The sequence below is a fragment of the Pseudomonas sp. 5P_5.1_Bac1 genome (assembly GCF_025466015.1).
Classification (GTDB): domain Bacteria; phylum Pseudomonadota; class Gammaproteobacteria; order Pseudomonadales; family Pseudomonadaceae; genus Aquipseudomonas.
Genome location: NZ_JANLNX010000108.1, coordinates 169,708 through 195,510, shown reverse-complemented (window position 1 = coordinate 195,510; position 25,803 = coordinate 169,708). Strand labels below are relative to the sequence as shown.

The 25,803-nt window shown below is 64.0% G+C and carries 17 protein-coding genes; 11 read left to right on the top strand and 6 right to left on the bottom strand.

What is annotated here, in order from left to right; translation table 11 throughout:
* Positions 1-95 precede the first annotated feature (95 nt).
* The 3 genes from NTD82_RS24175 to NTD82_RS24165 form a co-directional block, all read right to left on the bottom strand.
* The gene (locus tag NTD82_RS24175; protein WP_262130579.1) at positions 96-4,220 is read right to left on the bottom strand and encodes a neuraminidase-like domain-containing protein; all 4,125 of its coding nucleotides are present in this window, start codon (positions 4,218-4,220) and stop codon (positions 96-98) included.
* On the bottom strand, positions 4,217-9,775 hold the full coding sequence (locus NTD82_RS24170; protein ID WP_262130578.1) for a Tc toxin subunit A: 5,559 nt from the start codon (positions 9,773-9,775) through the stop codon (positions 4,217-4,219). The genes NTD82_RS24175 and NTD82_RS24170 overlap by 4 nt, the downstream gene beginning before the upstream one ends.
* 721 nt (positions 9,776-10,496) lie before the next feature.
* Positions 10,497-12,053, bottom strand: a complete 1,557-nt coding sequence (locus tag NTD82_RS24165) for a sensor domain-containing diguanylate cyclase (RefSeq protein ID WP_262130577.1) — start codon at positions 12,051-12,053, stop codon at positions 10,497-10,499.
* Positions 12,054-12,427: 374 nt separating this feature from the next.
* Between NTD82_RS24165 and NTD82_RS24160 the strand changes: the two genes are divergently transcribed.
* Positions 12,428-12,943 (top strand): AidA/PixA family protein, encoded by a 516-nt coding sequence (locus NTD82_RS24160; RefSeq protein ID WP_095153674.1) that lies wholly within the window; start codon positions 12,428-12,430, stop codon positions 12,941-12,943.
* Between the two features lie 159 nt (positions 12,944-13,102).
* The gene (gene lpxO / locus NTD82_RS24155; RefSeq protein ID WP_095153675.1) at positions 13,103-14,002 is read left to right on the top strand and encodes a lipid A hydroxylase LpxO; all 900 of its coding nucleotides are present in this window, start codon (positions 13,103-13,105) and stop codon (positions 14,000-14,002) included.
* 43 nt (positions 14,003-14,045) lie between these two features.
* On the opposite strand, the gene NTD82_RS24150 is transcribed toward lpxO, so the two are convergent.
* Entirely contained in the window at positions 14,046-14,600 is a 555-nt protein-coding gene (locus tag NTD82_RS24150) for a helix-turn-helix domain-containing protein (protein ID WP_095153676.1), read from the bottom strand.
* Positions 14,601-14,677: 77 nt separating this feature from the next.
* On the opposite strand from NTD82_RS24150, the gene NTD82_RS24145 reads away from it, so the two are divergent.
* On the top strand, positions 14,678-16,075 hold the full coding sequence (locus NTD82_RS24145; protein WP_262130576.1) for an L-lactate permease: 1,398 nt from the start codon (positions 14,678-14,680) through the stop codon (positions 16,073-16,075).
* A gap of 95 nt (positions 16,076-16,170) precedes the next feature.
* The gene (locus NTD82_RS24140; RefSeq protein ID WP_095153678.1) at positions 16,171-16,515 is read left to right on the top strand and encodes a carboxymuconolactone decarboxylase family protein; all 345 of its coding nucleotides are present in this window, start codon (positions 16,171-16,173) and stop codon (positions 16,513-16,515) included.
* Positions 16,516-16,542: 27 nt separating this feature from the next.
* Here NTD82_RS24140 and NTD82_RS24135 read toward each other — a convergent pair whose 3' ends face one another.
* Positions 16,543-17,019: a GNAT family N-acetyltransferase gene (locus NTD82_RS24135; protein ID WP_262130575.1), complete on the bottom strand. Its 477-nt coding sequence runs from the start codon at positions 17,017-17,019 to the stop codon at positions 16,543-16,545.
* A gap of 224 nt (positions 17,020-17,243) precedes the next feature.
* Here NTD82_RS24135 and NTD82_RS24130 point away from each other — a divergent pair, with 224 nt between their 5' ends.
* The 4 genes from NTD82_RS24130 to NTD82_RS24115 all read left to right on the top strand — a co-directional run bounded on the left by NTD82_RS24130 (position 17,244) and on the right by NTD82_RS24115 (position 20,088).
* A complete protein-coding gene (locus NTD82_RS24130) occupies positions 17,244-17,801 on the top strand; it encodes a GNAT family N-acetyltransferase (protein ID WP_262130574.1) in 558 nt (185 codons plus the stop codon).
* A gap of 178 nt (positions 17,802-17,979) precedes the next feature.
* Positions 17,980-18,486 (top strand): HNH endonuclease, encoded by a 507-nt coding sequence (locus tag NTD82_RS24125; protein WP_262130573.1) that lies wholly within the window; start codon positions 17,980-17,982, stop codon positions 18,484-18,486.
* A 151-nt stretch (positions 18,487-18,637) separates the two neighbouring features.
* A complete protein-coding gene (locus NTD82_RS24120; protein WP_262130572.1) occupies positions 18,638-19,420 on the top strand; it encodes an SDR family NAD(P)-dependent oxidoreductase in 783 nt (260 codons plus the stop codon).
* A 365-nt stretch (positions 19,421-19,785) separates the two neighbouring features.
* The gene (locus NTD82_RS24115) at positions 19,786-20,088 is read left to right on the top strand and encodes a DUF3077 domain-containing protein (RefSeq protein WP_095153683.1); all 303 of its coding nucleotides are present in this window, start codon (positions 19,786-19,788) and stop codon (positions 20,086-20,088) included.
* 43 nt (positions 20,089-20,131) lie between these two features.
* Here NTD82_RS24115 and NTD82_RS24110 read toward each other — a convergent pair whose 3' ends face one another.
* Positions 20,132-20,773 carry a LysE family translocator gene (locus NTD82_RS24110; RefSeq protein WP_262130571.1) on the bottom strand — a complete coding sequence of 214 codons (642 nt, stop codon included), beginning with the start codon at positions 20,771-20,773 and terminating at the stop codon, positions 20,132-20,134.
* Positions 20,774-21,134: 361 nt separating this feature from the next.
* Between NTD82_RS24110 and NTD82_RS24105 the strand changes: the two genes are divergently transcribed.
* Genes NTD82_RS24105 through NTD82_RS24095 form a run of 3 tightly spaced genes read left to right on the top strand, consistent with a single transcriptional unit; the run spans position 21,135 to position 25,784 of the window.
* Positions 21,135-23,180, top strand: coding sequence for a TonB-dependent receptor plug domain-containing protein (locus tag NTD82_RS24105; protein ID WP_262130570.1), 2,046 nt, complete (start codon positions 21,135-21,137; stop codon positions 23,178-23,180).
* Positions 23,167-24,465, top strand: coding sequence for an ABC transporter substrate-binding protein (locus NTD82_RS24100; protein ID WP_262130569.1), 1,299 nt, complete (start codon positions 23,167-23,169; stop codon positions 24,463-24,465). The genes NTD82_RS24105 and NTD82_RS24100 overlap by 14 nt, the downstream gene beginning before the upstream one ends.
* Positions 24,465-25,784: a di-heme oxidoredictase family protein gene (locus tag NTD82_RS24095; RefSeq protein ID WP_262130568.1), complete on the top strand. Its 1,320-nt coding sequence runs from the start codon at positions 24,465-24,467 to the stop codon at positions 25,782-25,784. Before NTD82_RS24100 ends, NTD82_RS24095 begins: the two co-directional genes overlap by 1 nt.
* Positions 25,785-25,803 lie beyond the last annotated feature (19 nt).

The window sequence follows — 25,803 nt, the reverse complement described above, 5'->3', positions numbered from 1 at the left end:
TGCAACCAATGTAGGAGCGAGCTTGCTCGCGATGCGCGGGCGGCCCTCGATCTTGAGAGCGCTGAAAAAATCCCGGCATGCACCTCCCGGCCCCCTCAACCACCCAGCAACCCCTCCACATGCGCCGCAAAGTCCGGCCCACCGTCCAGGGCCGTATAGCGGACCTGCACGATGATGTCGGTCAGGCTCTGCAGCAACACCTGTTGCTGTGCCGAGCTATGGTGCGGAAAGCGCAGTTCCCAGCGCGACAACGCACCGGTGCCTTCGAACGGCAGGTAACGCTCGTCATTGAAATCAAGCTGGAACACGCCGTGGTCGTCCAGCCCGCGGGACAGGCAGATGCTCTGACTGGCCCGCGGGTTGTAGAGGATATGACGGGTGTCGCTGTCGGGTTTGCCATAAAGGTGGTTCATGGCCCGTGGGTCGGCCTTGAGCACGGTGCGGCTGGAAATCTGGGTCAGCACGGCACGCACGTCCTGGTAGGGACCCACCAGCCCCGGCAGGGTCACCGAGACGCTGACCAGCTGGCGCAGGAAATGGCCGGGGTAGTCGTCGTCGAACAACCGGGCGAACAGCTCGAAACCGAGGCTGCCGCTTTCGCCCTCGGCCAGCTCTTCGAGTACCGCCGCCCAGGACGTCTCGGGGTAGGACTGGCTGTCAAAGAGGGCCTTGAGCGAGAAGGTCCTGACCAACTCCTGGCGCCGTTCGAAACGCTTGAGATAAGCCGATTCCATGCGCAGCAGTTGCAGGCGCAAGGCATCGCCGGCCGTCAGCCCGTAGTAATTGTCGAACCAGACATTGGGCTGGATGAAGCGGGTCTGGTAGTCGCCCATCTCGTACTGCCAGCACGCTTCGCCGTTCAGGCACAGGGCAACCACTGCGTCGTAGGCCTGGAAGTAGAAGGTCGACATCTGCCCGAGCAGCCACTGATACAGGTCGGCGTTGGTGCTGCGGGTTTTGAGGAAGCGGTAATAGTCCTGGGACTGCTGCTCGCCCTTGCGCACCTGCGCCAACTGGATACGCGCCATCTCGATGGCGGTGCGCTGGCCGGCGATCTGCTCATCGATGGCTCCCAACTCGGCCTCTGCCAGGTCACGCTGCAGGGTCCACTCCTCCAGGCGCCGACGGTACTGCTCGGTGACCCCGAGCCGGTCGGCGGCGGTCCTGGTGATGGCCGCGACCATGTCGAGGCCCTCGGACGCCGCCAGCACCGCCGCCCCGACGCGAATGTGACCGCCACCGAATGCCGTGGCGATGAACGAGCCCATCTGCGTCGCGCCAGCGGCGATCTGCATCACTTGCGCGCTGGTGCCGAGAATCGTCGACGTCAGGTACGAGTCCATGACGTGTTGCTCGGTGCTGGAGATGTTTTCCGCCGCCAGGGCCTGGAAATGCCCGAGGCGTTTGTCGATCACGCGCCGGCTCGCCTCCAGCGCCAACAACCCGGCTTCGGCGTGCTCCAGCGCCGCGCCCTGCAACTGGATCGAGAACTGCGAGAGCTCCAGCACATGGGACTGCTGCAGTTCTTCCTGGAGGGCGCGGTCCTTCATTTCGCGGTACAGGCGGACCTGTTCGCCAAACCGGCCGAGGGTTTCCACGGCATTTTGCAGGCGCGGCAACAGCGCCCGAAAGCGGAACGGCGGAATCGGCGCCAGGCTGCCGACGCTGCGCTGCACCAGGCCACTGCCGCTGTTTTGCGCGCGCAGCAGGTCTTTGGGGTCAAGCGCCGGGGCGTACAACGGCACCATCAGCGGCTTGCCGTCGAGCGTGCGGTTGTTGCGCAGGTTGTTCAGGCGGCTGGCCAGTTGGTCCCAGAGTTCAAGCAGTTCGGTATTGACCGGCAGGCGAAAACGCGGGGAATCGAGCAGCTCCAGCCACGGCCCGCTGCTGACCGGCAGGTGCAGCGACAGCGCCTGCGGCAGTGTCGCGTCAATGCCGGCGAGCAGCGCGCTGTCGGGCTCGGCGGCCTGTTCCAGGTTCACCGGTTCCCAGCGCCCCACCGTGCGGTTATCGGGCTTGGGCCCGAGCAGGTTCAGCGCGCGGGTGTACATCAGTTGCGCCTCGGTCAGCGCATCGCGGGTCAGGCGCCGGTACAGCAGGTCACCGTAGGCCAGCAGGTTGCGCACGTAGAAGGCGAAGATCGCCTTGCGGTAGTGCACCGGTTGCGAATAGCAGATGGCATCCGGGTCGGTGATGCCGTCCACTTCGTACTCGCCCCGGCCTTCCTCTTCCAGCGGTCGCACCGACCAGTAGAACGGGCTTGGCGGATGGGTCGGCTTGATGCGGGCCTGCGGGTTGAACAGGTAGTTCAGCCACTGCTCGGCGGCGAGGTAGTCGAATTCGTGGTGCAGGCGCCACGCCACCGCATGCGGGATGTGGAAGAACAGCTCCCAGAAATAGCGCCCGTTGGCGCCATGGAAATCCATGAGCTGGCTGGCCGAGCTGCCGGGCAACGGCGGTTCTTCGATGTGCTGGGTATCCCAGCTCAGCAGCGCATCGACCGAGACCATGGCGCGGGCCACCAGATCCTTGGCAAACAGCGTGTTCAGGCGAACGTAGCGCAAGCCTTGCAGGTCGAGCGCGGCCAGGTCGAGAAATTGACTGCCGTCGGGCTGCACAACGATGCTCGGACGCGCTGTCGCCAACGCGCCCACCTCCACGGCGAACTGGACGACGCCATGAAGATCATCCGGGCCCAGGCTGAAACTCAGGGCCAGGACCGGAGGAATGGCGTCGAAATCCCGGCCCAGCGGGATCTGCATCAACCTCATCTGGGCGCCCCCGTTCAGCAGCACCTCTTGCTCCAGCGTCTGCTCCGCGCCTTGGCTGGGGTGATAGGTGATCCGCAGAACGCCGCGCCGCAGTTGCCAGTACTCACCATCCCAGCCCATCAGCAGCAGGTCGCAAATCCCCTGGCACAACAGCAGATAGCTGCCGTCGGTGGCCTGCCCAAACCCTGCCCACAACGACAGTTTGGCGTTGTGCGGCCCTGGTTCGTTGTGCTCGCCGTCGGGGTCCCGGTGTACCGATGTGTGGGCGGCGCGGTCTGTCGCCAGCGGGTGCTGGAACTCGTGCGAGTCGCTTGAGAAATGCCCGAGGGCATTGACGATCTTGTCCAGGTAGCTGCCATCCGTTGGCAAGCCGCCCACCACTTCGTGCAACACCGTGCCAAAGCGCATGTTCAGCACAATGACCTCGAAATCCTTGGCCCACGCATTGTCGGCGCCGTAGGCCAGGACGATCCGCTTGTCGTGCGGGTCGGACTCGCTGACGAAGGCGGCGAACGCGTCGGCGCCGACGACATGATCCTGGCTGCTCAACAACGGCAGGCTCATCGGTACGGACCAACTGCCGTCCAGGGTGCGATACGCCAGGTTGACGCTGTAGCGCGAGACCTCTTCGAACAGGCCGGGAATGTCGGCACGCCGCGCCGGTATCGGTTTCTGCTCCAGGCGGTGCTCGATCCAGGCCACGTGCAGGCGCCCTTCGATCACCAGCGGACGGATGTGCAGCACGCTGTGCCCCTTGGGAATCTCGACCGGCAACCACTCGCTCCAGGCCGTCGGGCTCAGGTAATCGTCGGCACGGGCAGCCGCGTCCTCGGCGGCGAAACGCACGCTGACCTTGCGCCAGTAGTAGGCGTGCGGCTCGACGTTCTGCTGGCCGATCAGGTAGTACTCGGCGTGGCGGAAATCCATGCCGTCGATATAGCCGCTGAGCACGTCGAGGTTGCTGATGTGTTCGAACTTGCCAAGGTAATGCTGCAGCGCCTTTTGCACCGCGTCGGTGGAAATCCGGCTCTGGTTGATGTCATTGACGAACGCGCGGAAGCCCTGGGTCTGCTTGAGGCGCAAGCCCGGATCGATGTAGTTCTCCGGGTAGTCCTGGAGCATCTGGTTGGCGGCCCACACGGCGTACTCGCTTTTGCTCGATCGCCATTCCTGCTGCGCCTTGCTGTCGAACACGCCCTGGTAACCGGGCTCCATGCCATTGAGGATCGCGTGAAGGTACTGCTGGACACTGGCCATGCCCATGGCCACGCGGCTGGTGTCCACCTGCGCGCTGACCTGGTTGTCGATCAGCAGGAATTCGTAGAGGTCCTGCTCGGTGACCAGCCCCTGCCCGGCTGGCACCGTGTGTTGGGGCACGATCTGGCCGAGGTAATAGGCGACCAGGGCATCGCGATGGTCCTGTGCGAGGGTGCCGAACAGAGGGGTCATGATGCATCTCCCGAAGGCAGGTCGTCAGTGATGGGGAAGTCGGTCGGACCCAGCAGGTACAGGCGTTGACTCGTGGGGAATGACAATCCGATCTCCAGGCTGCCGGGCACCGGTGTCGACAGCCAGACGCTCGACCCTTGCACACGCCGTGGGTCGCCCTTGAACGTGACAGGGTTGAGTGCGCCGCCCTCTATCCTGAAAAAGCCATACCAGGTGTTGGTTGAGCCGAACACTTGCTCTTCACGTCGGGAGAACTCCACCGACGCCTTGACCTTTCTGGCTCCAAGATCGATTTGGAGGTTCGTATCCATGACCACGAACTCGCAGACGCGCACGTCGATTGTTTCGCCCACAGCCCCAAAGATCAGTGGCATGGAGGACGCTACGCAATCGGCATTGCGTGTATCGACCGTCAGCAGCATGTCGCCCGCCTGATCGCTCAACCCATCACTGGTGTACAACGCGCCCCGCAGGTTCAGGCTTGGCCCCAGCAAGCGCACGCCGCTGATCCCCCCGGACCCATCGCTGACATTCAGCACGAAGCGGTGAATGCTGCCGTGGTCCAGCAGATAGTCGCCGTCCAGTTCGATCAGCGCGTCCGACGGCGTTGCCGTGACGGTAATCCGGGCGGCCTTGCTGAGCGGTTCCGGTTCGATGCTGTTCGTCACCAGGTGCAGGCGTTTCTCCAGGCCATCGACCGGCTCGAAGGTGCAATGGGGCTTCAGGGCCCCCGGCCCGCCAAACACAACGGGGTAGTAAATCCACACCCGTCCGGCGCTGTCGGTGTGCAAGGCGCTATCGGCGCTGTGGGTCGCCCCGCGGACCGTCAGGCGCAAGGTATTGGCCGTCTCACGAACACTCGGCGCGGCGTTGCCATTCAAGCGCCGCAGGTAGCCGGACAACCCTGCGTAGGAAGCAAGTTCGTTGCTGTCCAGGGCGAAACGCAACGTGCCGAGGGTCAGGTCCACGACCTCCCGCAGACGAACCCGCAGGACCAGCGTCACGCCAAGGTTCGACAGCACGTTCAGCACGACTTCGTTGTTGTACGGGTCGCTGTTGGCCTCGAAGGCGGCTCGCGTGGCGTCGATGCTCAACAGCACTTCTCCTTTGGCATCGCAGTCCACCGGGCTGCCCATCGGCGGGTCGAGTTGCAGGCCAAGGCGCGAGGGATCGGCGCCGCTGCCGAGGCTGAATGTCAGGCGGCAATCGGCGTCACCCGAGCCGTCGCTGCGCACGGCGCGGATCAGCACGCCGCCGGCAAAACCAAGGTCCACGGCGAACGTCTCCGCCGCCCCCACCACCGGCAAGAGCCCGGCACTGTCATCGGCGATATGGGCCGTGAGCTGGTCATGTGCGCTGACCACCCGGACCTTGTAGTCGAACACGTCATCTTCGCGAATCGAACGCACCTGGATGGTGTGCTCACCCAGCTCGGCCTGGGTGAAGTGACGCTGATACTCGGCCTTGCCATAGCGGTCGGTGGCGGTGGTCGCCAGCAATTGCTCGCCTTCCCACCAGGTGACCGGATAACCCGCCGCTTCCGGCATCAGTCCGACCTCGAAGTGGGCCGGCCTGCTTTGATAAATGACGAAGTCCTGCTCTTCCGGATACATGTAGAACAGCCTTGGCAGTTCGTGCACCGTCACCGCATCGGAGGTCAGTGTCTGCAACGGCACGTCCTTCACCTCGGCATTGACCGTCACCCGCACCTGACCGGTCACGGCACTGAGGAAGGTGATACTGGCAATGCCCTGCGCATCGGTCAGGCTGTGCGCCGGGTCTTCGACAAAGCCGCCGAGGTCCGCGGTCCAGTCCACCGAGGCGCCGGCCACCGGGCTGCCGTCGAGGTTGACCACCCGGCAGGTCACGGTCACTTCCTGGGTGGTCGCCGCCGGGCCGCTGAAGCGCACGTACTGGAAGTACGGCTGTTCAAGGAAGGTGACCGGTTCGAAACGCTCGCGCTCGCCGTTGCTGGCGAAATCGACGATGACCAGCGCCAGCCCCGATGACAGGCTGCGCAGCCCCGCACGGCTGAAGCCCTGGGCGTCGGTGCGGGTTTGCGGGCGCTCGAACGTGCCGAGGTCGGTGCTCCACGCCAACACCCGGTCCCGCCCGGGGTTGTCGTACTTGTCGAGCAACTGCAGATGAAAGCTGATGGTTTGCAGATTGTCGGCCAGCGCCTCGGTCGGCTCGCAGACAGGGTCCTTGAAGCGCAGCGAGGCCTCGTCGCAGTCGATGTGAATCAACGGCGCCAGAATCCGCCGGTCCAGGCCGAAGCGCGCAATCACCTGGGCCACGCCCATTTCTCCGGCGGCCAGCAGTTCGACGCTGACCTGGCCGTTTTCGTCGGTACTGGTCGAGGATGGCGCGTGCAACTGGCCCAGGCTGCTTTCCCAGGTGACCGTGATGTCGGCCATCGGCTGGCCGAGAAAGTTCTTCACGGTCAGCAGGCACAGGGCCTTCTCACCGGAGCCCGCCACCAGTTGCTGGGTGTCGACGACGATCCAGGAGGCCTCGCTTTGCCCGAGTTCGCCCTGGTCCACACCGACCTGATCCTGCAGATGCCCGGTCAGGCTGCTCAGGGCGCCCTCGGCAGCATTGCGGTAGTGCTCGCGCGAGCTGTTGCTGCGCAGCCGGCTCAAGGCGATGGCCGCGCTGCTGCCCAGTTGCAGGGTCTGGCAGGCCTGGCGCACGCGCACCAGGTGATCAAGCTGGCGCACCGTGGTGACGAAGCCGGTGGCGGTGATTTCCGCCATCGTCTCCAGCACATCGCGAATGCCGAAGCCGGTGAACAGCGCGATCTTGCCGGCCGCATCCTCACGAATCATCAGCAGGTCCTGCTCGGTCAGGTCCGGCGGCAGGCTGTTGACCAGCTTCAGGTAATCGAGAATCGCCTGTTCGCCCTGGCGGGTCCGCTCCAGCAGCGCACGGTATTGCACCAGCACATGCAGCCGGGAAAAGCTGATGTCGGCCGCATCTGGGCCGGGCTCGCCCGCCGCATCAAACCACTCCGGGTGGGCGATGTAGCTGCGCAAGGCCAGCGGGCTGAGGGACAGGTGCTCGACGATGCCCATGCGGTGAGTCAGGCGCGCCAGCAACGCCAGGACCTCGTCGCCCACCGGCACCGGCAATGGCGTCGGGTCGCTGCCGTCGAACAGACGCAAGACCTCCTGAAGCAACTGATAGCTGTTGCCGCCGGTCCAGACCAGCAACTCGCGGCTCAGTTCGGCGCTGCCGCCCAGGGTGTTGGCCAGTGATTCCCAGACCAGGCTCTGCTGCGCGGCGCGGGCGCCCATCACCAACTGGAACAGGCGCACCAGCAGCTCCGGTGCCGGGGACAATTCCAGGTTGTCGATGATGATCTGCAACCGCGCCTTGAGGGCCTCTTCATAGGCATCGGTGTTGCGGTAGCCGGGCAACTCGCGGACCAGTCCCTGCGCCGAGACGAAGTGATCGAGCTGCTGCAACCAGTCGATGGGCACCGGATGATCGATCCCCGCCTCCATGGGCACGCCAGCATCGATGAAGGTCGTCTCGCTGAGGATCGCCGGCAACATGCGTCCGTTGATCTGCTTGAGCAGATCGAGCTCACGGTCGCTGGCCGCGGCGACCGGCGCCAGCGGCATCAGGTGCTGGTACAGCCACGCGACCGTGAGGTCGTTGTCGCGGCACCACTGCACCGTGTCGGTCAGCGACTGGATCACGCTGAGGGTATCGCTCAGGTGCGTGTGCTGGTGCACCGCCAGTTCAGGCCGGATCAGCCGGGACACGTATTGATGGCCGCGCTGGCCGATCAGTTGCAGCAGCGCGATCGCCTCGATGCTGCTCAGCCCCAGCAAGGCCGGCAAGCGCGTCAGGCGGTAGAAGGCCGACACCACCGCCGGCGACCAATGCAACTGCTGGTGCACCGTGCCGTCCAGAAGCTGCTGCTCGCCAAGCGTCTGGGCAATGTAACGGGCGACGTACAGGTAAGTCTCGAAGCTGATCCCCAGGGCGCTGCACAGATGATGGACCTTGCGGTACTGCGCCTCGGTGGACGGCGCGATGTCAAAGACACTGTCGTCCAGCAGCAAGGGTTCGCTGAACAGCGTCGGGTCGTTGAACACCCGGTCGAACTGCGCCACCTCGCTGCCCAGCGCGTACAGCGCCAGGCCGTTCAACAGGGCGGCGAAGTCCTCGGCGCTGACCTTGAAATCACGCCGCAGCCGACAGAACAGGCCCAACGCCCTTAGGGTGTTCTCGCTGATGTCCGCGCCGCGCCCCGCTTCGCCATGCTCGGCCAGCAGCGCCGCATCGAGCAGACGGTCGGTTTCACCCAGCGCCAGGCCCAGCCCGCGCGACAGGCGAATGACCCGCTGCATGCGGTCGAAATGGTCCTCGGTCCAGTCGGTCAACGTGTGCCTGCCGTCCTTGCTGACCAGTGAAATCACCGGTTCCTGGCCGGCGTTGATGTAGGTCGAGCCAAAGCGCGCCGGACTCGCCGGCGCCAGCCCCGGGACGTTGGGCGAGGCCGTCGGCGCATGGTGTTCGATCGACAGCAGCGACGCCACGGAGTCCTGGTCAAGGGTGGTGCGCAGGCTGAACGCACTCAGGTCCAGCAGATTCTTGGCCGCATCCACGCCGTAATGACGCATGAAAAACCCGCTCTGGGCGGCGTGTACCGATTCGCGCAACAGCGTGCGCGGGTGGGTCCGGGTCTGCACCGAGCGCGTGCTCGCCCGCCTGGCGCCACGCGGGAAGTAAGGACTCTCCAGCAACAAGGCTCGCAGTTCCGGCCCCATGGCCATGTCCATTTGCAGGGCATCGTCGGAACGCTGCGAATGCAGCCCGCCCTGGCAGAAGTACGGAAAGTCCGGGTCCAACTCGCGGATAAGGTCACCCAGGCCATAGTCTTCACGCTGCAGCACCGCACGAATCTGCGACAGGTAACGCTCGAACGGCAGCGTGAACGGGTAGCGCGTTTCGGCCAGGGCATCGTCCACCGTGCGGTCTTTCTGGTTATGGTCGTCCAGGTGTTTGCGGGCCGCATGCTCGAGGATGCCGTTGACGATGCCGATGGTTGGCTCGACCCGCTCGAACGCCTGGTTGTCCAGCATCAAGGCGGCGAGGTCCGGGCGGCGCTGCGCCAAGGTGATGGCTTGGTCATTGGCCATCGGCTCGATGACCGTGGTCACCCACTGGTACAACGCCACGAGGTAGGCCACGGGCGAGGTCGTCGCTTCGATGGCGCCGGGCAGGCAGTTATCCCCCCAACTGGGCTGGAACTGGCTTTCAAAGGTCGGCCCGTCCACCAGCGCGCGCAGGCCGGTGCGCCAGGGCTCACTGGCGGAGACGCTGCCGGTCAGTCGCTGTTCGCGGTAGTGCCGCGCTGCCAGCACCGCCAGGGTGCTGGCGCGCTGGTGCAGCGCGCGCGCCTCGTCACCGGCCAGGTCCGGTCGCCGCGCCATCAGTTGCTCCACGGTCCCGCGAGCAATGCTGAACGCGGAATCGAGTCCCGTCTGTAACAGGTCCCGGGGCTGAGCAGCAGGTGCGGAAACACGGGAGCGCCGGGGCATGAGGTGTTCTCCTTCGGTAGAGGAACGGCGCCAACTGGGCCGCCCTCCGCCGAAACTAACCAGAGATTGATTTTCCGACTACTGACAGAAATAACAGGTGCTGGCCCGGAAGGGGCTGGCACAGGGCCAGGCGGGCGGGATAACCTGCGTTTTTTTTCGACTGGACCGTGTCCCGGCGCGATCCCGCGCAGCCCGCACCTGAGAGCATGGGTATCTACACATCTTTCGGTCATGTGATGGCTGGAAGTCGCTTGTCATAAGACTGAGTAATGGCCACCAGGCGCATGTCGGGAATTTTCTAGCGCGCTCAAGATCGAGCGCCGCCCGCGCGGCGCATCGCGACGGTTCGGCGCCCCGACAAGCTCGCTCCTACATTTGCTGCAACGCGCCATAGCCTGTGGGATTCGCGTAGTCAGCCTTGGTGCATGGCTGGAGAGTGCAAGGAGGCTGAAAGCCCCCCAGCCTTAAAATCGAGTCGAACCACCAAGGCAGTCAACCATGGCCTGACAGGCATAGGCACGTTGCAAAAAATGTAGGAGCGAGCTTGTCGGGGCGCCGAACCGTCGCGATGCGCCGCGCGGGCGGCGCTCGATCTTGAGAGCGCTGAAAACCTTTCGGCTAGCGCCTGGTCGCCATTACCCAGTCTCCTGACTGGCAATCTTCACCAACATGACCAGCTTCGGCTCGCGTATCCACGTCGAGCCGACCGCCGAGGTCAGCTTCACAGCGGCTCGCTGAGCACCCGGTTACGCCCGGCCTGCTTGGCCTGGTACATCAAGTCGTCAGCCCGCTTCAGCGCCTCGGCGAAATCCCCGCCGTCGGCGCAGTGGGCCACGCCGAGCGATACGGTGACGTGACCCACCGGCTCGATCCGGGTCAGTTCCACCAGCCGTCGCAAGCGCTCGGCAACCTCGCTGGCATCGGCCACCGAGGTGTCCGGCAGCAGCAGTAAAAATTCCTCCCCGCCCAAACGAAACGCCAGATCACCGTCCCGCGAGCACTGGCGCAGCAACCCGGCCAGACGCGCCAGCACTTCGTCGCCGACGTCGTGGCCGTAGGTGTCGTTGATCGACTTGAAGTGATCGACGTCCAGCGTCACCAGGGCACACGTTCGCTGCCGCTCGACCATCAAGCCAGTCGCCTCGCCCAGGGCGCGGCGGTTGAACAGCCCGGTGAGCGGATCGGTCTGCGCCTGCAGGTTGAGCCGGCCCATGCGCTCCTGCATCAGGGCAATGCCGCGCAGCAAGGCACGCTTGATGTGGTCCGCCTCGAAATACCACGCACGCACCTTGTCGATGCGCTCCGGAGAACTGGTGGCCTCCATGGCATTGGCGCTGTCCGCAAGCTGGCGCAGCGGCCGGGTGATCAGCCGCGTCATCCACCAGATCCCCAGCAGAATCAGCAGCCCCACGGGCGCTGTGCGGTAGAGCATCTGCCACATCAGGCTGTCGAGCGGGGCCACGGTGTCGCGGTAGGGTTTCTGCGACACCACGCCCCAGCCGGTCAGCGGGATATTGGCGAAGCCGGCGAGCATCTCCACCCCTTGCGAGTTGGTCAGTTGCATCGCGCCGCTGTCGCCGGCCAGCAGCGCGTCCACCGCGGGGTTCGCCCCGACCACGCTGCCCACCCGGTCGAACTGCGGGTGATAAAGCAGGCGGCGGTTGTTGTCGACCACGTAGCTGAGGGTGCCGTCGCGGTAAAAGTGGTTGCTGATCAGGGTGTGCAGGATGCCCTTCTCGCGCAGGTACACGGCGCCGCCGACAAAACCCAGGTAGCGCTTCTGCGCATCGAACACAGGATGGGAAATGAACACCACCAGGTTGCCGGCGCTGGAGGTGTAGGCATCGCTGATCAACGGCACGCGGCTGTTGAGCGCGTGCTCGGCGCCGCTGGACGTCAGCGCCTGGCCATCGCGCAGCAGCGACGGTGGCCACGCGGCCAGCACATGGCCCTCGGCATCGACGATGGTGATGGCGTTGAAGCCCTGGTCCTGCTCCTGGATGCGCCGGGCTTCGACATGCAGCAGGCGCGGGTCATCGAAGTTCACGTTCATGCGGCCGACGCTGTAGGCCAGTTGCTGCTGCGCCGAGAGCAGAAAGGCCTCGATGCTCGACGCCACCTTGGCGGCATAGGCACGGTTGGCCTCCAGCGCATTCTCCACCAGCACCTGATGCTGAACCTGCCGGGCCGCGTAAAAACTGTTGGCCAGGGTCACCCCGGCGGTAACCAGGGCGAACAGCAGGATGAGCGTGCGCAGGTCGATGTGCTTGAAGGTCATTGGGCCTCATCCGTGTCCGGTAAATCCTCAGAACGATAGATCACAAGCCGCGATGGAGCGCGCGCGGGCGGGGGACAGACAACGGAAACAGCCAGGAGTTTCTGACAGCTAGCGTCAGCCATTTCCCATAGGCAGCACAGGAGAATCGCCTGGAACGAGGCGCGACATTATCGACAAGTGAACGGATTCAAGGAGATGGATGCGCCGTCCTTGAAGAGCGTACTGGGTGCGTCAAAAACCGGAAAGTTGACATTGAAGTGCCATCATCCACGCTTGAGTCCGCTACCGCACCCAAGGACGGGGTAACGGACACCCCTGGCAGCCGGCCATGGGTGCGGTCGCACACTGCCCATCACACCTCAAGGAGCAACACCATGTCTGGAACGACACAAACCGTCGACGTACTTCTGCTGGTCAACGCCGATCACCTGATTGCCAATCCAAGCGACGTCCCCGGCGCGGTTTCGCTGGTAGTGAGCGACGATCTGGTGGACAAGGCAGCAACCGGCAATGAACTCGATGGCGGCAACGAGCTGTGGTTCGACGTCAAGCGCAATGACAACATCCGCTGGCGCGCGACCACCCTGTCGCGCAACTTCGACACCACTGCACTGATCACCAAGGTGACCCAGGGTCGCTCCCAACCGGGCTACGACGGGGCCATTTCGGATCCGACCTTCATCACCGTGTATGACGCGCCGGTGGCCTACCTGGCCGGCATCAACCCGATCAAGGTCGCCGGGAACAAAGTGACCTACACCGAGTGGCAAGCGACCGCCGAGAAGCCGGGCAAAATCTGGTACACGATTGAGTTCGTGCTGTTGAACCAGGAACTGCAACAAATCGGCGGCACCCATTCCTGGGACCCGTACATCACCATCACCGACTGACCGCCTGCTGAAACGGCTCACCCCACGGCATACGCCAGGGTGAGCCTGATACCAATGTCTCCCCCACTCCCCGCAACATTTTGTACAAACCCCAGGGCCGATTGTTTATGCTGGCGGGCTCATGCCATGGCGCATCGCCACATCGACAAGTAAACGCCCATGAAAGTATTTATCGTCCTGCTGTTTGCCCTCTCCATCGCCTACGTCCACTTCCGCGGCCGCGTACGGCACAAGATCAGCCGCCAGTTGGGTGACCACTCCAGCTTCCTCGCGCCGGTCAACGCCTTCCTTTACCTGTTCTCGAAACTGCCGGCCAAGCCCTACCTGCCGACCGAATCCTTCCCGGAGCTCAAGCCGTTGCAGGACAACTGGCAGGCGATCCGCGAAGAAGCCCTGCAACTGCTGCACGGTGGCGAGATCAAGAGCTCGAAGAACTACGACGACGTCGGCTTCAACTCATTCTTCAAGAGCGGCTGGAAGCGCTTTTACCTGAAGTGGTACGGCGAGAGTCACCCCTCGGCGATGAAACTCTGTCCGCGCACCACCGAATTGCTGCAGAGCATCGGCACGGTCAAGGCCGCCATGTTCGCCACCTTGCCGCCGGGCTCGAAACTTGTACGCCACCGCGACCCGTATGCCGGTTCGTACCGCTACCACCTGGGGCTGGACACGCCGAACGACGAAGCCTGCTACATCTGCGTCGATGGCGAGAACTACCACTGGCGCGATGGCGAGGCGGTGGTTTTCGACGAAACCTACATCCACTACGCCGCCAACCAGACCGAGCACAACCGGGTGATCCTGTTCTGCGACGTCGAGCGTCCGCTGAAATACCGCTGGGCTACCGCGTTCAACCGCTGGTTCAGCACCAACGTCATGGCCGCCGCTGCCGCACCGAACGATGCCGGCGACAAGACCGGCGGCATCAACCGCCTGTTCACCCGCATCTACAAAATCCGCGAACGCGGCAAGGCCCTGAAAAAACGCAACCGCGCGCGGTATTACGCGGAGAAATGGGCGGTGGTGGCGGCGATTGCATTGGTGTTTATCTATATCTGATCTGCCACTGCAGGAGCCGGCCAGACGGCTCCTGCACTGTCCGCTACTTCATGATGGTCAAAACAATCCGCACATCCTCATCCCCGACATTGCGGAACCAGTGCTCGCAATCCACCCGCACCGTCGCGGTATCCCCGGCCCGCAACTCGATCACCTGATCCCCGGCATTCACTTCCAGCGTTCCCGAGAGAATGTGGAAAATCTCCCGCCCGCCGCTCCTGTGCGGGGCAAACCGCGCCGATGACGCCCCTGGCGGCACGGTGTACGACAGCAACTCCAGGTCCGCACTCGGCCGTGCCAGCGCCAGCCTGACAATCCCCGTCGCCTCATCGACAAAGCGCAGGTTCTCGCCCGCCCGAGTGACTTCGGCATAGTCCTGCTCGATCAACTCCGAGAGATCGCAACCCAACCCCCGCGCAATCGCCAGCGCATTGCGCAGGCTCGGGCTCAGCATCCCTCGCTCTACCCGCGACAGCGCCGCCGCCGATACGCCGCTGCTCTGCGCCAACTGATCCAGGGTGACGCCCAACTGCAGCCGCCGCTGGCGCACCGCCGCGCCAAATTGCCCCTGCTCCGCCTGTTCGCTGTTGTCTTTCATCCTGAGCCTTTTTTTAGTCTTGCGATTTTACCGTTACGCAAATAATAATTGCGCATACGCAAACGTCGAGTGTCGAAATGAACGCCTTTCTCGCAGCCTCCCCCGTTTTATCCTCCATCCTGGCCCTCGGCTTCGGCATGCGCTCCTTGCATGCCGCGATGCTGGGGGTGGTCGCCGCGCTCGTTGCGGCGATTATGGCGTTTCCACTGCCCGCAACGGAAATCGGCTACGCAAGTCTCAAGTGGCTGCCGTTGGTGGCGGAGGTCGTGTTGATCGTCGGCGGCGGTCTGCTGATGTCCGAAGTGCTGCGCCATGCCGGCGCGCAGGCGGCGCTGGCCAACTGGATCAAGGGCCGCGCCGGCACCGGCGTCGCCGCCGTGCTGCTGGTGGTCCACGGCATCACACCCTTCGCAGAATCGGTCACCGGCTTCGGCATCGGCGTGACCATCGGCATTCCGCTGCTGGTGTTCATGGGCCTGCCGGCGCGCCAGGCGGCGTTGATCGGCCTGCTCGGCCTGTGCGCGGTGCCGTGGGGTTCGATGGGGCCGGGCACCATGATCGCCGCCAGCCTGGCCGGCATCGGTTTCGATGAACTGGGCATCGCCTCGGCGCTGCTGAGCATCATCCCCTTCGGCATCACCGGCGGCGTCGCCGCCTGGCTGATCAGCGTGCCCGGCGAACGAGGCCGTGCGCTGGCCTTGGCCGGCGTCTCGGCCCTGGTCTTCGCGAGCGTCGTCGGGCTGTCCAACCTGGCGTTCGGCACCGCCCCCGCCGGCGCCCTCGGCAGCGTGGCGATCATCTGCCTGCACCTGCTCTGGAGCAGCCGACGCGGCCCCGACAGCGAACCGCTTCTGCCCATCGGCCGTCGTGCGCTTCAGGCCTACGGCCTGTTGCTGGGCGGCGTGCTGGTGATGGGCGCGGTGATGCGTTTCGGCCACCTGCCGGAGCAATGGCGCTACCTCGCCTCCCCCGCGCTCTGGCTGTTTGTCGCCGCACTGTGGTTCTGCGCGGGGCGTCCGCCCGCCGAGCCCTGGACCCGCGCGTGGAAAGCCTGGCTGCAAGTGGCACCGGTGACCGCGCTGTTCATCTTCATGGGCATCGTCATGGCGGTCACCGGCACCGCGGCGCACCTCGCCCGCCTGCTGGCCGAAATCGGCTCGGGCTACCTGGCGATATCACCTTACGTCGGCGCACTGGGCGGTTTCGTCACTGGGTCGAGCAGCGGCTCCAACGCCATGTTCGCCGCCACCCAGGCCGAGATTTCCCGCTCGCTGGGCGCCGACCTGCTGCTGTTCATGGCCACCCACAACGTCGCGGCGGCGATCTCCATCCTCGCCTCACCGGGCAAGATCGAAATGGCCATTCAACTGGCGGGAGGCGACGCCGCGTTCCAGCGCCGCTGGATCCAGCGCATGGCGATTGCGGTGGTGTTGGCCGTGGTCAGCCTGTTGGCGGTGGTGAACGTACTGGCCTAAAGCACTAACGGCTTGCGACCAACGACCAGCGGCCAGGCAATCTGGAAAAAACTAGCTTCACTGTTCAATTTGTCGCAACGCACAAGGTGAAGCAGATGAGCATGATGGACTGGGATGCCTACCGTAAGCAGTTGATGGCCGGCATCGGTGACCTGAAGCAACTTTCCCCCGACACCGTCAGCGGCTACATGACCGCCAGCGGCGCCGGGGCCAAGACCAACCACCTCGACGCCAAGACCCGCGAACTGATCTCCCTCGCCGTGGCCGTCACCACCCGCTGCGACGGCTGCATCGCCGTGCACTCGCAGCAGGCGGTCAAGCATGGCGCCACCCGCGAGGAAATCGCCGAAGCGCTGGGCGTCGCCGTCGCCATGAACGCAGGTGCCGCCCTGGTCTATTCCGCCCGCGCGCTGGATGCGGTGGGCAAGGCCAGCGAATAAGCCGACACCACCACGGCCTGCCACTGCTCAGTCGGTGACAGGCCGCTCCATAGTCACCACCGCGATCGGCGCCCCGCCCACCCCGTGGGAAAACACGCCATGGCCGAGCGTCACAAACCCGTGGCGCTGATAAAATCCCTCGGCATTCAGCGTCGACTCCACCCTCACCCGCTCCACCCCCGGCGCCTGCGCCTTCTCGATCCCGACCTGCAATAACCGGCTGCCCAACTGCTGACCCGCCGCCTGTTCCAGCACAAACAGCCGCGTCACCTCGCCCGGCTCGGCATCGACAAAGCCGACGACCTGATCCGCGAGACAGGCCACCACCATCCCGCCCTTGGCGATCGAGCGTTCGTAGTCCTCTGGCGTGCGCTCGCCCATCCAGCCGAGCAACTGATCACTGGAATAACGCTCGCGGCCGAGGCGGCTGATCGACTGGTGCGTCACCGCGAACACCGCGGCGCCGTCGCCGGCCTGGGCCGGACGCAGAACAATGGAATTCATGAGTATCCTTCTCTGACATTGAATGAGTGCCGGCCCAACGCTAGGCTCTGTACGAAATGCATCCGAACTCGGCCATGCTGCGTTGAAAACAGGCTCGGAATGCTCATTTACAACCAGTAAACTCCGCTTCCTCGCCTGTTTTCGCCTTGCCTGGCCTTCGCTCGAATACATTTCGTACAGACCCTAGCATCTCCCCACTGCCCGATCACCTGCCAAGGAACACCATGCTCCACATCCGCCCGATGACCGCTGCTGACTTCGACCGCTTCTGGCCCACCTTCCAGAGCATCATCGCCGCCCGGGAGACCTACGCCTACGACCCGGCCATGACCCTCGAACAGGCCCGCAACCTCTGGCTGGACGTCCCGCAACACACCCTTGTTGCCGAAGAAAACGACGAACTGCTCGGTGCCTACTTCCTCAAGGCCAACGCCGCCGGTCCCGGCAACCATGTCGGCAACTGCGGCTACATGGTCAGCGAAGCCGCCCGCGGCCGCGGCATCGCCCGGCAGATGTGCGAACACTCCCAACAACTGGCCCGCGCCTCGGGGTTTCTCGCGCTGCAATTCAATTCCGTGGTCGCGACCAATGACGCCGCGGTTGCGCTGTGGCAGAAGCTTGGATTCGAGGTGGTGGGAAGATTGCCGAAAGCGTATCGGCATGGGCGGTTGGGGTTGGTGGATTGTCTGGTGATGTACAAGTGGTTGGGGGAGTTGGAGCAGCCGAAGTTGATTGGGCGGAAGAATATTGAGGCGGTGGTTTCGCGGAAGCGGGGACGGTGAATCTCCCATCAGCGCTCGCATTCAGCGCAACGGCACTCGAGCATTACTAGCGGGGGGCGATATGGAAAGTGGACCGAAATTGGAAATCGAACGCGCCACAGCTAAAAAATACTAATTCGCACTTCTCGCAAACTTCAAAAATCGAGTATCCATGAAGGGAACAAGGCACTTTTCAAGAATGAATTACAACGTGCGACGGGGTCTGCGAGAAATCGTGGCGTCATCACACCGCTTGAACAAAGCCGACTGGATCAGCATCCTCGAAGAGTTCGACGGGCGCTGTTCCTATTGTGGCAGTGAGGCAAGCGCAGAGAACCGAGGCATTGTTGCCGATCACCTCATACCCGTCACCGAATTTGGCGAACTGGTCGCCGGTAATACCGTTCCTGCTTGCCAGACCTGCAATGACTCCAGGGGAAACCGAGATTGGAAAAATTTTCTAACCGCTCGCTATCCTGACTATGCGGTTATGCGCATTGCAAAAATCGAAGAGCATATAAATCGGTTCAACTATCGCCCTGCAATCTTAGAAAATGCGTTAACACCATCAGAGCAGGTTGAATATATAGAGATCGTGCGCGAATGGGAAAAACTGCTTGGCAGAGCAAAAGCTTTGAAAGCGGAGGTCGAAAATCGCAGAGCAGAAGAAACCCTGATCATTGAGAATCAGGGCCGTTGCACATGATCTAGGCAATACGTTCTACAACACTAGAAGCGCCTACTAGAATCTCTCCACCAAGGAATTTCTCCAGACGCCCAACTTCATAGCCACATGTAGTTCAGGCCGCCAAGCGCTGATACGCCACGCAAAAAAACCACCCTCAGCCGGAGTAACTATGGACAGACTAAAGGGAAAAACCTGCCTGATCACCGGCGCCGCACGGGGCATCGGGCGGGCCATCGCCATCCGTTTCCAGGAAGAAGGCGGTCACGTCATCGTGACCGATATCGACGAGGCGAACGGTGCCGCCATCGCCCGTGAAATCAGCGCGCAGTTCATCAAGCTCGATGTCGCTGACGAAACCGACTGGCTCCGCTTGGCGCAGCAGGTGCCGACACTGGATGTGCTGGTGAACAACGCCGGCATCACGGGGTTCGAGGCGGGTGTGGTGGCCCACGATCCCGAGCACGCGAGTCTGGAGGATTGGCGTGCGGTGCATCGGGTCAATCTCGATGGCACCTTTCTCGGTTGTCGCTATGCAATCGGCGCAATGAAGGGGCACGGCGCGGGCTCGATCATCAATATTTCTTCGCGATCCGGGCTGGTGGGGATTCCAGGGGCGGCGGCCTATGCGTCGTCGAAGGCGGCGATCCGTAATCACACCAAGACAGTGGCGCTTTATTGCGCGCAGCAAGGCTGGCGGATTCGCTGCAACTCGATTCATCCGGGGGCAATTCTGACGCCGATGTGGGAAGCCATGCTCGGCGACGGCCCTGATCGCGATACGCGGATGGCTGCCTTGGTCGCGGACACGCCGCTCAAGCGCTTCGGCACGGTCGAGGAAGTAGCGGCGGTGGCGCTGATGCTGGCGTCGGATGAGGCGGCGTATATGACGGGGACGGAAGTGAATATCGACGGTGGTTTGTTGGCAGGGTCGGCGGCCAGTCCGGGCGGTTGAACTCGCTTGAACGATGACGCAAAAAGCTACGAAATCCCTTTGATGTACGACTTTCCCGTAGGCAATTTCCGAATCATACTGCCGCGCCTCCTGAGCGGTTGTTTCCCACGGCATCAGTGCCTACGCTTCGCCGGTCGCTGCACATCAGCGAGCAGGTTTGGTCACCTGTCTGGAACTTAACGCTCAGGCGTCCGCATCCGATTCAGCAGCAAGTAATGGCTGCTGTTCCGTGTTATGGCGGTTGTGCGTGGGGCACCTTCGTGTGCGCCGGGTTCCAAGTTCCCCGGTTGACCAACCTGCGTACAGCCGCCACCCATCGTTTGGTCACGTATGCGTGGCGGCGCCACTGAACTTGGAGCACCGCAATGATCAAGATCGTCCCCGATCCACCCGCCCCTCGCCTCACCACTGCCCACACCCGTTTCAGCACCTGCAATGACAGCCATCAGGCGTTGTTTGCCGTGTGCGAAGGTGTCGATATCGAAGATGCCCTGGTGCATCTGTCCACGACCTTGAGGTCAGCCTTCGAAACCAATGCCCAGCTCTGCGAGATGATCGACACCCCGCCGCTCGACAGGGTGGCGTGGGCGACGTGTCATTCGCTGGAGATTTGCGAGGCGCTGGTGGAGTCGTTGCTGGGCCGGGTCGAAAGGCCGCAGGTGAGGTGATGGACCGTAAAGGGGCCGCGCTCGCGGCCCCTTTATCGCAGCCTTACGCCCCCTGCCGCCGCAACGTCAGAATCGCCGCACCAAAGCCAATGAACGTCGTGCCCACCACCCGGCTCACCCAACGCGACAGCGAGGGCCGGGTCAGCACACCCTTGGCCCGCGAGGCGAGCGCGGCGTAAAGGCTCAACGACGTCACCGACAACGTCATGAAGATGCCGGTCAGGATGAAGAACTGCGGCAGCAGCGCCGCGCTCTGGTCGATGAATTGCGGAAACAGCGCAGTGAAGAACATCGTCGCCTTGGGGTTGGTGACCGCAGTCAAAAAAGCCGATTTGTACAGTTTGAGGCGGGTGGGCCGGACCTTCTCGGCGCCCTCTTCGATGCCGTCGGCGAGCATCGGGCGCTTGTTCAGCAGTTGCTTGGCGCCCAGGTAGAACAGGTAGCCGGCACCGAGGATTTTCACGGCGTTGAACAGCCATTCCGAACTGAGCAGCAGCGCGCCCAAGCCGAGCATCGCCGCCGCCGACAGGCAGAACAGGCCGCTCGCATTGCCGAGGGACGACCACACGGCGCTACGCTGGCCGTGGGCCAGGCTGTTGTTGATGGCCATCAAGGTCGCCGGCCCGGGGCTGGCGATGGCGATCGCGGCGACCAAGGTGAAGGCGAGTATCGAGTGAAGATCCATTTTTCCGGCTCGTGAACGGTTGAAAGGCTGCATGTTACCGAATGCTTCGGGCTAACAGGGCACGAAACGCGCAGGATGACGCGAGCATCGACAGTGCCATTACGGCAATATCGTTATGCATTTTGATATACAGCGTTGTCAGCAGGCAGCCGGCAACGCTAGTATTCGCTCCGGCCGGGTTGTCCTCCGGGTCAGATATCCGTTCGGTCGCCAGGATTCGAGCTCTCCGGGGAGGGAGGTTTCGGGTCTTTTTACGGGTGTCGCTGTATACAAGAATATATAACGATGAGGCTGGGTCGCGGTTTTGTGGCGCTCTTTGGCGCGTGAAACAACACGCCAGCCTCCATAACATGGAGCAGTCATGAAGTCGTTCACCCCTCGCGCCCTGGTCGTGGCCATTGCCGCCATCAACGCTCAGTACGTTATCGCCGCCGAAACCAGCAAGCCCTTCAGCCTCGGTGAAATCCAGATTTCCGCCCCGCAGGACGAGAAACTCGCCACCGGCAGCACCGTGGTCGAGTTGCAGGACATGCGCCTGCACGACCGCGAAACCGTGGACCGCGCCCTGGCCCTCGCCCCCGGCGTGAACCAGAGCTACATCGGCGGCCGCGCCGAGCAGGTGGTGTACGTGCGCGGTTTCGACCGGTTGCAGGTGCCGGTGTTTATCGACGGCATCCCGACCTACGTGCCGTATGACGGCAACATCGACCTGGGCCGTTTCACCACCTACGACCTGTCGCGCATCGAGGTGGCGAAGGGCTTCGCGTCGCTGCTGTACGGGCCGAATACCCTGGGCGGGGCGATCAACCTGGTGACCCGGCGTCCTACCGAGGCCTTCGAAGGTGAAGTCGGCGGCGGCCTGGAGCTGACCGACCACGGCAACGTCAACGCCTACCGCAGCTACGCCAACGTCGGCTCCAACCAGGGCAACTGGTGGATGCAAGGCGGCGTTTCCTACGTCGATTACGACTACACCCTGCTGCCGGACGACTTCGAGCCGACCAACAACCAGCAAGGCAACGGACGCCGCGAGAACAGCGACAAGCGCGACGGCAAGTTCAGCTTCAAGCTCGGCTTCACCCCCAACGAAACCGACGAATACGTGCTCGGCTACGTCCAGCAGGAAGGCCGCAAGGGCCAGCCGCCCTACGCCGGCGACCTGCCCGCCACCGGCCAGCGCAAGCGCTGGTGGGAATGGCCGACGTGGGACAAGACCAGCCTGTTCCTGGCCACCAACACCCGCTTCGGCGAGCACGGCCTGAAGACCCGTATCTACCACGACACCTTCAAGAACTCGCTGGAAAGCTTCAACTACAACAACGGCATCCCCGGCACGCTGCAGTCGGGCTTCCCGAGCAAGTACGACGACGAATCCACCGGCTTCTCGGTCGAAGGCGACCTGGCGATCACCGAGGGCAACCGCCTGGGCGTGGCGTACCACTTCAAGGAAGACGTGCACCGCTCCCGCGACGGCAGCGACCCGCAGACAAACTTCCGCGACCAGACCCAATCCATCGCCCTGGAAGACACCCTGCGCCTGAACGACATCTTCAGCGTGGTCGGCGGCGTCTCGTACAACTACCGCAAGAGCCTGGACGCCGAGAACTTCGGCACCAACCCGGCCTCGACACGGGTCAAGACCCTGTACGACGAACCCACCGGCAGCGACGACGCGGTCAACAGCCAGCTCGGCCTGTTCATGAACACCGGCCCGTTGCTGGACATCGACCACAACGGCCAGGTGCGCCTGACCGTGTCGCGCAAGAGCCGCTTCGCCACCATCAAGGACCGCTACTCCACGCGCTTCGGCACGGTGATCCCGAGCCCGGACCTGAAGTCCGAACGTGCCACCCATTACGAGTTGGGCTACAGTGGCGCGCTGACATCACAGTGGAGCCTGGATGCAGCGTTGTTCGTGGCCAATATCGAGGACTCCATCCAGCAGGTCACCGTGCCGGCGCAACTCAATTGCGCGGCGCCGTGCGGGCAATACCAGAACATCGCCAAGGCGCGTAACCAGGGCTTCGAACTGGGCCTGAAAGGTGATCTGGGCGACTGGGAGCTGGGCGCCAGCTACACCTTCCTCGACCGCGAAAACCGCAGTAATCCCGAGCTGCACCCGATCGACACACCGCGCCACAACCTGTTCGCCTCGGCCACCTGGAACCTGGATGCCTTGCGCCTGACCGGCAGCGCCGAAGCCGCGTCGCGTCGCTACAACGTGTCCGATGGCAGCCAGATGTCCGGCGGCTACGCGGTGTACAACTTCAAGTCCGGCTACCGCTTCAGCAACGACGTGCTGGTGGAAGCCGGCGTGCGCAACCTGTTCGACCGCCTCTATGAATACAGCGAGGGATACCCGGAAATTGGCCGTAACTACTTCGTGCAGTTCAATGTTCCGCTGTAAGGCGTGGCTGCTGGCCCTGGCGCTCGGTTCGACCAGCGCGCTGGCCGCGCCGAAGCCGGTGGTGGTGATGACCAGCTACCCGGAAGAGATGATGACCCGCTTCGAGGAAGCCTTCGAACAGGCCAACCCCGATTACCGCCTGCAGATCCTCTGGCGCCAGGGCTTCGATGCCCTGCCCTTCCTGCGCCAGGCGGACCAGGGCGGGGTCGATGTCTACTGGGCGCCGTCGCCGGGCAATTTCGCCCGGCTGGCCAGGGACGACAGTTGGCAGCCGCTGGGTGTCGATCTGCAAGGGCTGCCGGAACGGATCGGCGGCACCGCCCTGCGCGACCGCGACGGCCGTTACCAGGCCACGGAACTGGCCGGCTACGGCTTCGCCACCAACCCGAAGGTGCTCGCCGAACTGGGCGTGGCGCCGCCGAAGGACTGGCCTGACCTGCTCGACGCCCGGCTGCGCGGACGCATTGCCCTGCCGGACCCGGCGCGTGTCGGTTTCGCCCCGGTGTTGCTCGACATCGTCCTGCAAGCCTACGGCTGGGAACGGGGCTGGGCGTTGTGGAGCGAGATTGCCGGGCAGTCGCGGCTGGTCAGTCGCGGCGGCACCCTGGTCAGCGACGAGGTGGCCAGCGGACGCTCGGCGGTGGGTTTGTCGATCGACTTCTTCGTCGCTTCGGCGGTGAGCAACGGCCAGCCGGTGGACTTCGTCTACCCGGCCCACGGCGGGCTCAACCCGGCGCACATTGCGATTACCCGCAGTGCGAAGGACGTCGAAGGGGCGCGGGCGTTCGTGCGTTTCGTGTTGTCCGACGCCGGGCAGAAACTGCTGGCCGACCCGGACATCCGCAAGCTGCCGGTGCGCCCGAGCGTCTACGCCGAACTGCCAGCGGGTTATCACGACCCGTTCGCGGCGGCGCGCGACGGCGCCTACCAATACGGCGACAAGATGTCCCGCGAGCGCCTGTCGTTGATCACCTCGCTGTTCGCGCAATGGCTCAGCCAACCCCATGAGCGCCTCACGGCCTTGTGGGCGCGGGTGCATGCCGGTGAAGCGGCGGGCCGCGATCTGAGCGCGGTGCGGGCGTACCTCACGGTGCCACCGATCAGCGCTGAACAGGCCGCCGCGGCGGACCTGCTCAGCCTGTTCGGCCAGCGCCAGGACAGCGGCATGGAGCAACAGCCCGTCACCGACCAGGACGAACTCGGCAAGCGCGAAATCGCCTGGCAGTTCTACAGCGCCACCCGGCATGCCGAGGCGGCGCGACAGCTTGACGAGATGGGCCTGTAATGCGCGTTTGGTTAGTGGCGGTAGTCGCGGCGCTGGCGAGTTTTTCCGCCAGCGCCGAGGCCGACCGCGAGGCCTTCGCCCAGCCCTTGGCGGGGATGGACGACGAGGCGCAACTGGAACGGTTCTTCCGCGGACGCGGGCTGTTTCGCCAGGCCTGGGTCGTCGCCCCGTCGCGGGATGAGGCGGTGGACGGCCTCGGCCCGCTGTACAACCGCATCACCTGCATTGCCTGCCACCCGAAAAACGGCCGTGGCCAGGCACCGATCAATGAACATTCGCCAATGCGCACCATGCTGGTCCGCCTGTCGTTGCCGGGGCGCGATGCCCACGGCGGACCGCAGCCGCATCCGGCCTATGGCGACCAGCTCAACGAGCTGGGCATTCCCGGCGTGCGCGGCGAAGGTCGGGCGCAGATTCTATGGCAGGAAAAACAACTCACGCTGTCTGCTGGTGAGACCGTCAGCCTGCGCCGGCCGCAACTGAAATTCAGCGAACTGGCCTACGGGCCGCTAGGCGATATCCACACGTCGGCGCGGGTTGGCACGCCAGTGTTCGGCCTTGGCCTGCTGGAAACAGTCAGCACCACCACCCTGCAACGCATGGCCGACGAGAGCAAACCGGATGGCGTGCGCGGGCGGGTCAACAAGGTCTGGAGCGTCGAGCGCCAGCGCCTGGAAGTCGGGCGCTTCGGCCTCAAGGCCAACCAGCCGAGCCTCAACCAGCAGATCGCCAGCGCCCTGCATGGCGACATGGGCCTGACCACGTCGCTGTACCCGCAGGAAAACTGCGCCCCGCAGCAAAGTGCGTGCAAGCAGGCCGTCAGTGGCGGGCAGCCGGAGGTGGACGGGATGCAACTGAGCGAGCTGCATTTCTACCTGTCCCATCTGGCGCCGCCGCCTCGGCGTGACCGCGATACGCCGGCGGTGAAACGCGGCGAACGGCTGTTCGCCGAGGCCGGTTGCACCCTCTGCCATCGGCCGCAACTGACCACCGGGGTGCACCCGGACTACAAGGCGTTGTCCGGGCGCAAGATCGAGCCCTACACCGACCTGCTGTTGCACGACATGGGCGAAGGCCTGGCCGATGGCCGCGAAGACTACCTCGCCAGCGGCCGGGAATGGCGCACGCCGCCGTTGTGGGGCGTGGGCCTGATCGAACAGATCAACCCCGGCGCCGGCTACCTGCACGACGGCCGCGCCCGCAACCTGACCGAAGCGGTGTTGTGGCATGGCGGCGAAGCGGCGGTGGCGCGGCAGCGGTTTGCGGCGTTGTCGGCTGAGGATCGGGGGGCGTTGTTGGGGTTTCTGAAGTCGTTGTGACGGTACGGGCCTCATCGCG